The organism is Campylobacter sp. IFREMER_LSEM_CL1097 (genome assembly GCF_025772225.1).
Classification (GTDB): Bacteria; Campylobacterota; Campylobacteria; order Campylobacterales; family Campylobacteraceae; genus Campylobacter_D; species Campylobacter_D lari_D.
Map to the genome: position 1 here is coordinate 1 of NZ_JAKMRT010000026.1, position 14,515 is coordinate 14,515.

The window sequence follows — 14,515 nt, forward strand, 5'->3', positions numbered from 1 at the left end:
TATCTTCTTTTTTATCTTCTTTTTTATCTTCTTTTTTATCTTCTTTTTTATCTTCTTTTTTATTAGTAAAAGCGGTAGCATTAGTTTCGTTTTTTACTAGCTCTTTTTTTATTTTTTGATCTTGTATAACTTTTAAAGCATTTTTTAAACGCGAAATTTCTTCTTCACTTACTCCACTTTCTTTAAGCTCTTGCACATAAGCCTTATCATCAAAACCTAAAAAATTTGAACTAATGATTAATCTTTTTAAAATCTCATTTTTTTCTTCATTATTATCATTAATTACGCTTTGTATATATAAAGATTTTAGTTGTTGATGTAATTGTAATTTTTCTTCTGCATTAGAGGTTAAAAAGTTTTGATCAAATTTTTTAACCTCTACATTAGCAAAAACACCAATATAAAATAATAAAAAAATAAAAAATATTCTAAACATCTTCACCATAAACTAATTTTTTCATTAGTTCTTCTACGCTAATAAGTTTATCTAATCTATACCCATTAGCTCCTGTAAAAAATAAACCTGTTTCTTTTTTGCCACTCCAAGCATCGTATAATCTATCCGCTATACAATAACCTACTTTAGTAGCTTCCTTACCTCTACCACATGGTGCAACGCAGTTGCTCACACAAGAAATTTTTGGCCCCATTCTTTTATCTACTAAATTTAAAAGATTAGTTCTTACTCCTCTTGCAGGATAACCAACCGGGGATTTTAAAAGCTCAATATCTTCTTTTTTACAATCAAGTAATACTTGTTTAAAATCATCACTCGCATCACACTCAAAAGTTCCTATAAAACGAGTTCCCATTTGAACGCCACTTGCTCCTAAAGACATCATCTTTTCTATATCTTGCTTATCCCAAATTCCACCTGCAGCAATCAGTGGTATGTCGCCCCAATTTTTAATTTCTTGCACAACTTGTGGCACCACATTTTCTAATTGATATTCATCCATTAAACATTGCTCATAAGTAAAACCCTGATGTCCGCCGCTTTTTGGTCCTTCAACTATAACTGCATCAGGTAAGCGATTGTATCTACTTTGCCATCTTTTACAAATAATTTTTAAAGCCTTAGCTGATGATACAATAGGTACCAAAGCAACATCAGGATAATCTTGTGTAAATTCAGGTAAATTTGTAGGAAGTCCTGCTCCTGAAACTATCACATTAAAACCAACCTCACAAGCATTACGAGCAATTTGCGCATAATTATTACTTGCATATAAAATATTACAGCCCAAAGGTGCGTCTTTGCAAACCTTTCTAGCATTATCTATCAAAGCTTTTAAGCCTGCTTTTGAGTAAAAATTATCACTACCATAAGGTTTTGCATTAAGTTCTTTATCTATATGTGTTCTATTTTCATAATACCCAGTTCCCACTGAAGAAATAATCCCTAAACCACCATTTAAAGAAACTGCAGAAGCAAGCTTATCCCAACTTATACCAAGCCCCATTCCACCTTGAAAAATAGGATATTTTATCTCATGCTTTCCAATTTTTAAAGCTTTAAAACTCATTATATTACCTTTAATTTTGCAAATTTTCTTTTTCCAACTTGTATAATATATTCTCCACTTTCTAGTTGGTATTGTTCATTTTGAACTTTTTCTCCATTAATACTTACTGCATTAGAACTAATCAATCTTCTAGCAGCTGAAGTAGAGCTTTCCATTTTACATTCCACTATAGCTTTTGCAAGCCAAATACTACCTTCTAAAGTAAAACTTGGCATATCACTAGGAAGCTCTTTTGCACTATGAACTTTGTCAAATTCCTCCTTAGCTTTTAAAGCACATTCATTTGAGTGAAAACGAGCTGTTATTTCTAAAGCTAAATTTTCCTTAGCTTTTTTAGGGTGTAATGAGCCTTTTTTAATATCATCTTTCATTTGCGAAATTTCATTTAAGCTTTTTTCACTTAAAAGCTCATAATATCTAAACATCAACTCATCACTTATGCTCAAAACCTTAGCATACATATCTTTAGCATTTTCTGTTACACCGATATAATTTCCTAAGCTTTTACTCATTTTATTTACACCATCAAGACCTTCAAGCAATGGCATCATCATCACCGCTTGTTCTTTTTGACAATTATATACTCTTTGAAGCTGTCTACCCATTAAAAGATTAAATTTTTGATCCGTTCCACCCATTTCTATATCACTTTTTAATGCAACGCTATCATAACCTTGTAAAAGTGGATATAAAAACTCACAAATTGATATAGGACTTTGCTCTTTAAAACGCTTAGTAAAATCATCTCTTTCAAGCATTCTAGCAACACTAAAAGTCGAAGTAAGTTCTACTATACCAGCAGCACCAAGCTCATTTAGCCATTTAGAATTAAAATGAATTTGAGTTTTACTTGGATCTAAAATCTTAAAAACTTGCTCTTCATAAGTTTTAGCATTTTTAAGCACTTCTTCTTTATCAAGTTTTTTTCTTGTTACACTTTTTCCTGTTGGATCGCCTATTTGAGCAGTAAAATCACCTATTAAAAATTGTACTATAGCTCCATGCTTTTGAAGTAAAGCCATCTTGCTTAAAACTACAGTATGACCCAAATGCAAATCAGCGGCCGTAGGATCAAAACCAGCTTTTACAAAAAAGTTTTCACCTTTTTCATAATAATTTTTTACCAAAGAAATCAATCTTTCCTCATCAATAATTTCTGCTATTCCTCTTTTAATTTCTTTAATAATTTCTTCAATATTCATTATAAAACCTTTTTTAGTGATTATTATATGCATCATTTAAAGATGTAAAATCTAAAATCTTATACCTAGCTTTTAATCTTTCTTTTGCATTTTCAACATCTATATTATTAGGTAATTCAACTTGCACTTCAAAATAATTTGCCACCACAGGCTCTGAATCGGCTGAATTAATACTTAAAACATTAATCTGCATTTTAGCCAAAGTAGTTAGAAAATCCGCTAAAGAGCCTTTTTTATTTTCTATAGAAACAATGATTTTGTAACTTTTTATCGAGCTATCATTCCAAGAAACAAAAACCATTTCTTTGTTATCTTCTATCATCTTCATTGCTTGTTCGCAAAGTTTATGGTGTATTGTAGCACTAGTTGAATGTCTAAAAGCAATGATTTCATCTCCTCTTTTAGGTCTACAACAATAATCAAAATTAATCGTAGTTATTTTATAATTAGAACCAATCACTATGCTTTCAAATTTTTGTTCATTTTGTTCAAATTTAGCTGCTTGATTTTGTCCTACATATTTTCTAAGAGCTATAATTACCTCTTTAAAATAATTAAAATCTAAAGCAATTTGTCTGAGTTTTTTATTAAATTTTTCTTTTTCAAGCCATTCTTCTATAAGTTTAGAATCTTTATTAAATGCCGTAGATAAAAGATTAATGGCGATTTTATTGTTTAATTCTTTTTTCTTTTGCTTACAAAAATCTCTTATACTAGCTCTAGCTTTTCCTGTTTTAACACTATCTATCCAAGAGCATCTAAAAAATTCTTCCTCTGAAGTTTCAATACTAACTATATCTCCATTTTTAAGCACAGTTAAAAGCGGAACTCTCATACGATTTACAAAGGCGGTTTTTGCATGAAGTCCTACTTTAGTATGAACCTCATATGCAAAATCCAAAGCCGTAGCTCCACGCGGTAAGGTAAAAATTTCACCTTTAGGAGAATATACTGCTATATCCTCAATATATAAACTATCCTTTGCATATTCATAAAGCTCAATAGCATCACAATCTTGTATATTATTTCCTTCTTCTTTACCATGCATAGAAATATCTTCAAGCCAATCTAAATTTGGTGTTGCAATATTTCCTTCTTTATATTTCCAATGTGCTGCAACGCCAAATTCAGCAGTTTTATGCATATCAAAGGTGCGAATTTGAGCCTCTATGATATTTTTTGCATCAAAAAGTGTTGTATGTAAGGTTTGATAACCATTTTGTTTTGGCAAGGCTATATAGTCTTTAAATCTTGAAATCAAAGGATTAAAATGCGTATGTAAAATTCCCAAAGCCAAATAACAATCATAAACTTTTTCAACCAAAATTCTTACACCCAAAAGGTCTAAAACTTCATCAAGCCCCACACCTTTTCTTTGCATCTTTAAATAAATAGAATAATTATGTTTAATTCTTTTATGTATAACAAAACTACCTTGTCTAAACCCATTTTCCAAAAATAACATTTCTATTTTTGAAATAAATTCATTAAATCCAAGTTGAATTTGTTGATCTTTTGCATTTATATAATTATCAATTTGTGCATATTCATCAGGAAGCAAAAATTTAAAACTTAAATCCTCAAGTAAATTCTTTATACTTGAAATTCCAAGTCTATGAGCTATAGGTGCATATACCACTAAGGTTTCTTCGCTAATTCTTTTTTGCTTATCTTCTCGTAAATAATTTAAGGTAAGCATATTGTGCAATCTATCACAAAGCTTTATTACAAGCACACTCACATCTTCAACACCCGCTAAAAGCATATTTCTAAAAGTCAGAGCAGATTTTGCAAGTTTCTCATTAGAATTGGAATGAGTAAGATGATCTTCTCTAATACTAACTATTTTAGTTAAACCTTGAACTAATTTTGTTACTTCTTCGCCAAAATTTGCATTTAACTCTTCTTCATTACAATTTGTATCTTCTAATACATCATGTAACAATGCGGCTATAATCATAGATTGTATAGGACTTAAAAAAGCTACAAAAGAAGCTACCAATATAGGATGAACCGCATAAGGTTCTCCACTCTTTCTAAATTGCCCTTCGTGTTTTTGGATACAAAACTCCACTGCTTTTTCCAAAACAGCAGATTGTGGAAAAACCATAAAAAGAATTTCTTTTGCTCTTTGTAAATCCTTGCAATTTTTTACATCATCAACAAGTTTATCTAGCAATAACTCATCATTTACCAGCTTCAATAAATCCCTCTAATACGATTTTATCTTCTGCTATTTCATATAAAGCAATATCAGTATATTTATATTTATTTTTATCTAAATTTACTAAAGGTTCTGCGCCATTTGCAAGCTCTTCAGCTCTTTTAGCTACTACAAGAGCTAATTTATATCTATCATCTTTTAATTTTTTTAATGCCTTTGCAGCTATTTGTTCTACTCTCATTTTTTACCTTTAATCTTGATTTTTAACAATAGAGCATAAGCTCATATCGCCTTGGATAATTTTTAATAAATTTCCTTCTTTAAACATATTACATACCACAATAGGTAAAGCATTATCTTTAGCTAGGGCTATTGCCGTATCATCCATAACTTTTATATTATCATGTAAAGCTCTTTCATAGCTTAACTCATTAAGCATAATAGCATCATCAAATTTTTTAGGATCTTTGTTATAAATTCCATCTACCTTAGTTGCTTTAATGATCATATCTGCTTGAATTTCAACCGCTCTTAAAGTTGCAGCAGTATCTGTAGTAAAATAAGGATTGCCAGTACCACAAGCAAAAATAACTATGCGTCCTTTTTCTAAATGTCTATGTGCTCTTCTCATAATATATGTTTCGCAAAATGCTTCCATTTGGATAGCACTTTGAACCCTCACATCAAGTCCAGCACTTTCTAATGCTTCTTGCATAGCTATAGAATTAATTACAGTAGCAAGCATACCCATATGATCGCCACTTGTTCTTTTTATCAGTCCATCTCTTGCAGCAGATACCCCTCTAATGATATTACCACCACCTATTACAATACCTACTTCAACATTTTCACGAATCAAACTTTTTATTTCAGAAGCTATATATTTTAAAATAGAATTTTCTATACCAAATCCATTTTCTCCAGCCAAAGCTTCTCCAGAAAATTTAACCAATACTCTTTTTCTTTTATTGTTCATTAAATTTCTCCTTTGATTTAAAACTATATCAAAATTCGCATTAAAAAAAGCTAATTTATTTAATCATTTCCAAAGGATTGATATGAAAATTCTTTTGGGTTACTTCAAAAGTTAAATCACTTTCAACCCTACCTATAATATAACCTTTCTTGATATTTCTACCTACTTTAACCCCAGGAGCAATTTTATCTAAATGTGCATAAATAGTATGTATACCATCTTTATTTTCAACAATCACAACTTGCTTTAAAGTTGGAGTTGCTTTTGCAAAAACTACTTTTCCATCTAAGACATTTCTTACCGCAGCATTAGCACTATCACTTTTTAAAACTACATTTTCATTATAGATCTTAATATTATAAATAGGATCTATATAATTTCCAAATTTTTGCTTTACTGTATAAGATTCTAAAGGAGCTATTGTCTTAGGACCATTATATCGCTTAACACTGCTTGTTTGATAGCTTGAACCCACTTGTTTTATGTTTGAATTTGGCTTTTGATCATCCTTTTTTTGTGCTAATTTTTCTTCTTCTTTTTCTTTGATAATTTTTAATTTATTGAGTGTTTTTCTTAATTCTTGCTGTTGGGCTTGCAAATTAGAAAGTTTTCTAGTATAAATTTCTTTATCAGTTTTTTGTTTAGCTATTTCTTGCTCTTGTTTTTTTCTAAGGTTTTTGAGCTCATCAATTTGATCTTTATAAACTTTTAAATTATTATTAATTGTAGTAATTTGTCTTTGCTTTTCTTCTATTTTTTTGCTCACATCTTCATAATCTTTTGAAATTTGATAAAATTCTTCTTTGAAAATTTTATCCAAAACCCCAACTAACTCCAAAGCAATAATACTATCTTCACTTTCAATATAATTTTTAGGGATTGCTAAATCATAAGCAAAATCTTTAGCAATTAAATCAATTATTTTTCCTTCGATCTTATTTTTATTTTGCAAAAGATCTTTATTTTGTGCATTAAGCTGCTCTAATGCTTTTATTTGAGTTTTCACAGATCCTTCAAGTTTAGAAGTTTTTGAAGTTAAGGTGCTAATTTCTGAAGCAATTTTTTTTAAATTTTTCTCATTATCTAAAATTTCACTAGCTAAATCTTCTAATTTTTTAGATAATTGCTTTACTATGCGTTCATTTTCTTTAATATCTTTTTGTTTTTGTGCAATTTCATTTGCAAATAAAACAGAAAAGGAAAATAAAAAAAGCAAAAAGCATTTTTTCATTTTCTAACCTTAAACATCACAAAATTCACACAAGCAAAACAAACACAAAGCATTGCTAAAAAAATCAAAAATAAATGCGTGAAAATACTTATTTTAGGTAAGCTAATGTCTACACTTTGTAAAGCTAGTTTAATGGATTCAAGATCATAAACTTGGGTAAAAAATAATACAAGCAATAAAAATGCTATAAAACAATCAATAAAAACTATCTTATAAAGCATAAAAGATCTAAACCAAAATGGGGCGCCAAGCAAGCACATGATTTCCACTCTTTGAGTATGCTCGAAAAGCCAAATTTTCATTTGTTTAAGCAATAATACAAAACTAAGCAATATTATAATAAACAAGAAAAACCATAATAAAAATTTCACTAAAACTAAAAGTTTATAAATTTTTGTATGCGTTTTTGCAAAAGTCTCCACTCTAGTAATGTTAGGATTTTTTAAAAGTTTATCTTTTAAAATGTTTAACTCATCTTCTGACAAAAGCTTATTAAGCTTCAAAGTATAAAATTTTGGCAATGTAGCCTTTAAAACCTCTATGTTTTTAGCTGATATATCATTTTTAAGTCTATCTATCATTTCATTTGGATTTAAAATTTCTAAAGACTGAAAATGACTAACCTGCTCTTCTATGCTTTTTTTATCTAAGTGAGTTTTTCCTACTAAAATGATATTATAATCTTTATTTAAAAGTTTTTCATAATATTCAATAGTTTTATTTGTGATAATCAAAAACTCAAAAGCAAACATCATCACCATTAAAGCAAATATTAAAGAAAGATGATTTTTAAAAGATTTCATTCATTCTCCCATTTTCTATATTAAAACGACGATAATCAAGTCTTAAATTAGTAGGAATTCTATGTGTAACAACTACCACGCAAGTTCCAAGTATTTCTCTAGCTGATTTTAACAAAGTCCATATAATATCTGAAGAATACTCATCTAAATTTCCCGTTGGCTCATCACATAAGAGTAATTTTGGATTATGTGCTAGGGCTCTTGCCATAGCCACGCGTTGCTGCTCTCCACCTGAAAGTTGAGCTGGCTTTTTATCAGCTTTGAAAGTTAAATTTACATGCTTTAAAAGCTTTGCGGCTTGTTCTTTACATACATTTTTACTATAACCTTTAATCATCAAAGGTAACATTACATTTTTTTCTACACTAAATTCTTGAACCAAACGATAATCTTGAAAAATAATTCCTATTTTTTGTCTAAGCTGCAAAAGTTCAGCATTAGAAATATCCACTAAATCATTATTGCAAACCTTTAAATTTCCACTTATTGGCTCCAAATCCCCATAAAAAGATTTTAACAAAGTTGATTTTCCGCTACCACTTTTTCCTGTGATAAAAACAAAATCATTATCTTTTAGCGAAAAACTAGCATTTTCTATAACAAGCTCATCATAACCAAGACAAAGCTTTTTGGCTTCTATCATCACTGCTTTTTCCTTATCATTTGTTTGATAATTATTTAAATCATTATTATTTAATATAAGAATACAATATTTCTCTTAATTTTTCTATAGCTTTTAAATTTTCTTTAGTTTTAAAAGGTTGCTCAAAGATAAATTCTATCTTTTGTAAGTTTAATACTATATAAACATGTTCAGGTTTATAAAAAGCACCAAAAGCTATTTTAATAACAAGTTCTTCATCTTTAATATACATTTTTTCAAAATGCAAGAAAAAATCTTCGCCTTTAAAAACTTCATTTTTAAAATTCTTTTTTATACAAGCTAATTCTTTTGTATTTAATTTTAAATCCTCAATAGCAAATTTTTGATTTTTATTCAAGCTTTTACTCTTGCTAAAACCACTAATGATTAAATCATATATATCTTTATTTTGTCTTTTCCAACGATCTTCATATTTACTTGAAATTTCTAAATTTTCATTTTTTTTGATTAAAGCTTTTAAATGTGGGAAAGTTAAAAAAGTCTCCAAAGTAAAATCAAAATACAAAAAACTATCCGCTCTAAGTTCAAATTGTCCATCTTCTTTTAAAACCCTAGCACATTCATTTGCAAAATTTAACCCCACTACTCTACGGTGAGGCTTTTTATCCCAAGGAACAGGAAAATGCAAAAAGATTTTATCCACAAGATTAGATTCAAGTACGCTTAATAACAATCTTGCATCAGTTTCTATTAATAAAACATTGTTTAAATTTTCACTTAAAGCAAGTTTAGCTACTTGTTCTAATGCAGGAGTGTAAATTTCTATACCAATTATCAGTACATTAGGATTTTGCCTAGCTTGATAAAGTAAATGTCTACCGCTTCCAAAACCTATTTCAATATAAATCTGTTTTTTATTTTTTATTTGTTCTAAAATTTCTTTTAAATCATTAGCAATTAAAGGTGTTTTTTGGATTAACCTTGTGTGTTTTAGCGCCACAGCTTCACAAACTACATCTTGAGTAAAATTTTCTTTAAATACAAGTAAAGCCTTTTGCAAATACCCAATTTGCGAAGGCTTAGTATGTTTTTCACCCTTTATAAGCCATTCTTGACTTTTTTCATCTTTTTTAATTTGTAAAAAAAATTTTTCTTGGTTTATACGCGTAAAAAGCAAATCAACATTTTCACCTTTAGCAAGCCATAAGAATTCAACTCCATCTTTTTCAAAAGGAAGTTGAATTTCTTTTAAAATTTTACACTTAAAATTTGGCATTATTTTACTGCCGTAAATTTATCAGAAGCTTTTGATTCTATGCCATTTGCATCAATTGCAATAACTTCATAACTATATACTTTTCCAGGAGCTGCAGTAATATCTTTTAATTGTTTAGATTTAATCTCTTTAAACACAGCATTACTTCCACCACCACTTCTTTTAACTATGTATTCTTTAGCTCTATCATCATTATCAATCCACTCTACTCTAATACCATCATCTTCAACAGCACACAAAACAATACTTGGCGCTAATGGTGCTCCTAGGGTAATACCTTCCACAGGCTCACTTGCTATAGGACTTTCTAGGCCATCTTTATCGACCATACTAACTTTATAATATCTTTTTTCAGCCACACCTTTAACCACATCTTCATAAGTATTTTCAGAAGTTTTAGCTACCACACTAAAAGGTAAAAAAGTAGTTGAACTTGAATAAATTTTATAATAAGCAAAATCAGCATAATCAATTTTATCCCAAGTTAAAATGATTTTTCTTGGTGCGTCTTTACTTGCTTGTAAATTACTTACCATAGGAGGAAGGGCTTTGGTAGTTGATTCTACTATTTTACTTGGAGTGCTTTTAATACCATCATAAGTTAAAGCTATGATTCTATATTGAAAACTTTCATCAGGTTTTAGCGAATCATCTATATATTCAGCACTTAAGCGATTTTTGATTCTAGCTAATTCTTTAAATTTCATATCTTTCATATTTGCACGCTCAATGATGTATGAATTTACTCTTACATCAGGATGTGGTCTCCAAACTATTTTCACACGATTTGGCAACCCTACAATAGCTTGCACAAAAGGCACTGGATCAATCACTCTATTTGTAAAAGCTTCTATGCTTACACCATCTTGAGAAACTTGTCCAAGTTCATTAAAGGTTTTCATAGAATAATAATATCTTGTATTTGGTGCTAAATTTGTATCAGTATAGTGAGTTTGAAATTTATTTTTGATTTTTGCTATAAGCTCCATAGGTGCACCAGCTGCATTTGCTCTATAAATATAATAACCTGCTATATTTTGATCATACAAAGGTTCCCATTCAAACGCTATACTTGTAATATCACTTATACTTTTAATACTTGATATTTTTGGTAAAGTATCATTTACTTGAGCAATTTGTGGTGAACTTACACTACAAGCACTAAAAGCTAAAGCAGAACTTAAGATAATCCAATGAAGTTTTTTCATCTATCTCTCCTTGTGTAAAATTTTCTTTTAAAATTTGATAAAAATCATCAAACATAGGAGCTTTTACAAACATCAACTCTTTAGTCCTAGGATGAATAAAATAAATCAAATACGCATGAAGCATTACTCTATTATACTTTATTTTTCCTTTATATCCGTATAATTGATCTCCTAAAATATATCGATTAAAATCTGCTAAATGCACCCTGATTTGATGAGTTCTTCCTGTGTATAACTTAGCAGCTATCAAAGAGCAGTTTTTAGCACTTAATAAATTTATAAAATCTGTTTTTGCATTTTTTGCTAAAGGATTTTTAGTATTTGTAGTAATTTTTTTAAGCCTATTGTTAGGACAACGCATAATAGCTTTTTCATTACTCATTTTATCATTTTTCAAAGGTAATTCACTCAAAGCAAGATAAAATCTACCCATACTTTTATCCAAAAGCTGATTTGCTAAAAATTGATGTGCTTGATTGTTTTTAGCTATGATGATAGCTCCACTTGTGCCCTTATCAAGTCTATGCACAAGCCCTGCTCTATGCTCTCCATTTAAATTTGACAAAGCATAGCCCTTATGCAAAAGCCAATCCACCAAAGTCGCTTCTTTAACACTACTTGCACCATGTACGACAACATTAGGAGCTTTGTTTAAAACTAAAACATCATCATCTTCATATAAAATTTCTATATCAAACTCAGGCGTGTAGCTTTCTTTGGCTTCTTGTACTAAAGGTAAAAAAATACTTATTTCATCTTTTTGTTTTATTTTTTTAGAACTTTTATTTTCTATTTTTTCATTAATATATATGCAGTTTTCTTTGATTAGTTTAGCAACTTGCGAACGACTTTGCTTAAGTATATCTGATAAAAAAACATCCAATCTTTCTTCACAAAGTGATGAAATTTTTAGCATATTATATTTCCTTGTGATAAAATTTGCAATTTTAGCATATAATTATGTAATATTTTATAAAAAAGGGTAGCTTTGATAAAACTTGATAGAAGAATTTTAACACATTTTGACTTTGTACAACCTCTTTTAGTGTTACCTATCATAGCTATATCTTTTCTTTTAATTTATGAGGCAAATACGCGCTTAGCTGAAAAACAATTTATCTATACTTTAGTGGGTTTTGCAGGATTTGCGTTTTTTTTCTTTTTACCCTTAAGAAGACTAATGTGGCTTATACCTGTGTTATATTGGATTAATATAGCTTTACTTTTAAGTGTGGATATTTTTGGTGTTGAAAAACTTGGAGCTAGAAGATGGCTTGAAATACCTTTTACGCATTTTACCATACAACCTTCTGAAATTTTTAAGCCCTCTTTTATTTTAATGTTAGCTTATTTGATTTATCAAAATCCTCCACCGCCTAATGGCTATGGCTTAAAACAATTTTTAAAGCTAAGTTTTTATATTTTACTTCCATTTTTACTTATAGCAGGAGAACCTGATTTGGGAACAGCTTTGGTGCTTTTAATAGTAGGCTTTGGAACGCTTTTTATCATAGGGGTAAATTATAAAATTTGGCTTAGTATTTTTTTAGCTATAGCCATAGCCTCGCCTATTATTTATAGTGATTTTTTAAAGCCTTATCAAAAACAAAGAATTCATGATTTCTTAGCTGAAGAACCAAGTTACCATGTAAAACAATCCATCATCGCTATAGGAAGCGGTGGCTTGAGTGGAAAAAAAGCAGATGAAGCTACACAAACACATTTTAAATTTTTACCTATTTCTACGAGTGATTTTATCTTTGCATATTTGTCTGAAAGATTTGGTTTTATCGGTGCAGTTGTAATCATACTACTTTACACCTTACTCATTTTTCATTTATTGAGTTTAAATTATAAGCTCAAAGATGATTATTTTACAAGAGTGGTGACAAATTGCATTGCTTTATTTATTTTCATATATGTGGCGGTAAATATATCAATGACCATAGGTTTTGCTCCTGTTGTTGGTATACCTATGCCATTTTTTAGTCATGGGGGAAGTTCTTTTGCTACTTTTATGATTTTCTTTGGAATTTTACAAAATTTAATAACCTTTAGATATTTAGCAATAGAAAAAGCGGTAAAAATAAAATTCTAAATTTAAATTAAGGAAATAAAGATATAATAACATTTTTATTTTAACTTCTGGCGGATTTATAGCTCAGTTGGTTAGAGCAACCGGCTCATAACCGGTTGGTCGCAGGTTCGAGTCCTGCTAAATCCACCATTTATTTTGCATTACAACTTGATTTTCAAAAAAACATTTTCCAATGATTTTTTAGTATTTTGATAATATTTTTGCAAATTTCTTTCTTTTTGCTTTCTTCTATTTGGAGTTTATCTAAAAAAGTTTCTTCAAGAGTGTTAATAAGTTGCATACATTCTTTTGCATTAAATCTTTCTACTTCGTTTAAAGGTGATAACGCTTTTAACAATAAATCTTTATATTCCATAAGAGTTTTAATATCTACCTCTGAAAGCTGGGCTAACAGAGATAGAAATTGTGCAAAATTATACAGTGGCATATATTTCTTTCTTTTTCCACAACATTATAAAATGTGCCTATATATCCGACTAATAAAATCTTTCATGATCTCCACCACCAAAAGTAACCGCTCGTGTTTCTGTGACATTTACACCTAAAGTATTAAATCTCATTGTAAAAGTAGGAGTATCGGTCAATGGTTTAGTGCACCATGTAGTTGATATTACAACTTTTGCTTCACCAGAATTATCAAATTCTTTATCCCATCTTTGTATAATTGGCACAGTTTGACCAAGGCCAACTAAGAGATTAGTTCCACTAAAATCAACTTTTTCTCCTGCAATTCCATCGGTTAATGTTAAAGTTGCACTGGTGTAGCATGAAGCAGGATCTTTCCAAGTATCATATATTGCATGAATGCGTTTTTGCACCTCAATACTTCCTACAATTGCTTCAGAATCAGCTCCATCCCATTCTTTATATTTCACTTTAAGACTAAAAATTCTACCGGTGTGTTCAGTAACTTTTCCAATAGGTTTAAAATTTAAATAAACTGAACCTTTATCATCAGTATGAAGCGTGCCTTTATTTACAAAATTAGTATAACCAAGATACTGATCTGGTTGAACATCTACACTAGAGTTTGGAATTAGTCCATATAGCTCTATAGTTGCTCCTGTATCAAATGGAATATTTTTTACATTTATTCTTGGACGAATTGGACCATTAAATACAGCTGTTTCACTAGCTTTTTCACTTCCATCTTCATATTCAACGCTTACTGTTATCGGACGAACATTAGGATTAATTGTTCTAAACTTAGTTAGCGCAACACCTTTACTATCAAAATATTTTGGAATTAGATCTTCTTTTGGAAGTACTCCATCGCCGACAATACTCCATTTTATTTTTGCATAAGGAGTGCCTTTTGCCAATATACTGACAGTTTCAATCAAATATGGATTTAGCCTTGTTTTACCAAGAGTTAATTGAATTGGAATCTTCTTATAATTTAATTCTTTACTTAAATTTTTACCCAT

At 29.5% G+C, this 14,515-nt stretch carries 14 protein-coding genes, 1 tRNA gene and 1 pseudogene; 2 read left to right on the plus strand and 14 right to left on the minus strand.

Features of this window, described 5'->3' with window-relative positions; genetic code table 11:
• The 12 genes and pseudogenes from L8W64_RS08290 to L8W64_RS08345 form a co-directional block, all read right to left on the minus strand.
• Positions 1-436 (minus strand): annotated as a pseudogene (locus tag L8W64_RS08290) (N-acetylmuramoyl-L-alanine amidase); the annotation flags it as partial.
• The gene (locus L8W64_RS08295; protein WP_220566336.1) at positions 429-1,526 is read right to left on the minus strand and encodes a nitronate monooxygenase; all 1,098 of its coding nucleotides are present in this window, start codon (positions 1,524-1,526) and stop codon (positions 429-431) included. The pseudogene L8W64_RS08290 and the gene L8W64_RS08295, both read right to left, overlap by 8 nt.
• Positions 1,526-2,728: a tyrosine--tRNA ligase gene (gene tyrS / locus L8W64_RS08300; RefSeq protein ID WP_220566337.1), complete on the minus strand. Its 1,203-nt coding sequence runs from the start codon at positions 2,726-2,728 to the stop codon at positions 1,526-1,528. Before tyrS ends, L8W64_RS08295 begins: the two co-directional genes overlap by 1 nt.
• 13 nt (positions 2,729-2,741) lie before the next feature.
• Positions 2,742-4,931 (minus strand): RelA/SpoT family protein, encoded by a 2,190-nt coding sequence (locus tag L8W64_RS08305; RefSeq protein WP_133319249.1) that lies wholly within the window; start codon positions 4,929-4,931, stop codon positions 2,742-2,744.
• Positions 4,915-5,133: a DNA-directed RNA polymerase subunit omega gene (locus L8W64_RS08310; RefSeq protein WP_133319250.1), complete on the minus strand. Its 219-nt coding sequence runs from the start codon at positions 5,131-5,133 to the stop codon at positions 4,915-4,917. The genes L8W64_RS08305 and L8W64_RS08310 overlap by 17 nt, the downstream gene beginning before the upstream one ends.
• Before the next feature lie 9 nt (positions 5,134-5,142).
• Positions 5,143-5,868, minus strand: a complete 726-nt coding sequence (gene pyrH, locus L8W64_RS08315) for a UMP kinase (RefSeq protein ID WP_263673463.1) — start codon at positions 5,866-5,868, stop codon at positions 5,143-5,145.
• Between the two features lie 55 nt (positions 5,869-5,923).
• Positions 5,924-7,099, minus strand: a complete 1,176-nt coding sequence (locus tag L8W64_RS08320) for a murein hydrolase activator EnvC family protein (protein ID WP_133319252.1) — start codon at positions 7,097-7,099, stop codon at positions 5,924-5,926.
• Positions 7,096-7,902, minus strand: a complete 807-nt coding sequence (locus L8W64_RS08325) for an ABC transporter permease (protein WP_263659928.1) — start codon at positions 7,900-7,902, stop codon at positions 7,096-7,098. Before L8W64_RS08325 ends, L8W64_RS08320 begins: the two co-directional genes overlap by 4 nt.
• Positions 7,889-8,545 carry a cell division ATP-binding protein FtsE gene (locus L8W64_RS08330; protein ID WP_039625813.1) on the minus strand — a complete coding sequence of 219 codons (657 nt, stop codon included), beginning with the start codon at positions 8,543-8,545 and terminating at the stop codon, positions 7,889-7,891. Before L8W64_RS08330 ends, L8W64_RS08325 begins: the two co-directional genes overlap by 14 nt.
• Positions 8,546-8,591: 46 nt before the next feature.
• Complete coding sequence (trmB, locus tag L8W64_RS08335; RefSeq protein WP_263673464.1) at positions 8,592-9,782, minus strand: tRNA (guanosine(46)-N7)-methyltransferase TrmB; 1,191 nt, start codon at positions 9,780-9,782, stop codon at positions 8,592-8,594.
• Positions 9,782-10,990: a ferrous iron transporter A gene (locus tag L8W64_RS08340; protein WP_220566341.1), complete on the minus strand. Its 1,209-nt coding sequence runs from the start codon at positions 10,988-10,990 to the stop codon at positions 9,782-9,784. The genes trmB and L8W64_RS08340 overlap by 1 nt, the downstream gene beginning before the upstream one ends.
• A complete protein-coding gene (locus L8W64_RS08345; protein WP_263673466.1) occupies positions 10,944-11,906 on the minus strand; it encodes an RluA family pseudouridine synthase in 963 nt (320 codons plus the stop codon). The genes L8W64_RS08340 and L8W64_RS08345 overlap by 47 nt, the downstream gene beginning before the upstream one ends.
• A 72-nt stretch (positions 11,907-11,978) precedes the next feature.
• Between L8W64_RS08345 and L8W64_RS08350 the strand changes: the two genes are divergently transcribed.
• Together L8W64_RS08350 and L8W64_RS08355 are read left to right on the plus strand one after the other, a co-directional pair.
• Positions 11,979-13,088 carry an FtsW/RodA/SpoVE family cell cycle protein gene (locus tag L8W64_RS08350; protein ID WP_087700555.1) on the plus strand — a complete coding sequence of 370 codons (1,110 nt, stop codon included), beginning with the start codon at positions 11,979-11,981 and terminating at the stop codon, positions 13,086-13,088.
• 52 nt (positions 13,089-13,140) lie between these two features.
• Positions 13,141-13,217 (plus strand) — tRNA-Ile (locus tag L8W64_RS08355).
• 25 nt (positions 13,218-13,242) lie between these two features.
• Here the strand turns inward: L8W64_RS08355 and L8W64_RS08360 are convergent.
• Positions 13,243-13,425, minus strand: a complete 183-nt coding sequence (locus tag L8W64_RS08360) for a hypothetical protein (RefSeq protein ID WP_263673468.1) — start codon at positions 13,423-13,425, stop codon at positions 13,243-13,245.
• A gap of 139 nt (positions 13,426-13,564) precedes the next feature.
• Entirely contained in the window at positions 13,565-14,431 is an 867-nt protein-coding gene (locus L8W64_RS08365) for a hypothetical protein (protein ID WP_263673469.1), read from the minus strand.
• Positions 14,432-14,515: the final 84 nt, after the last annotated feature.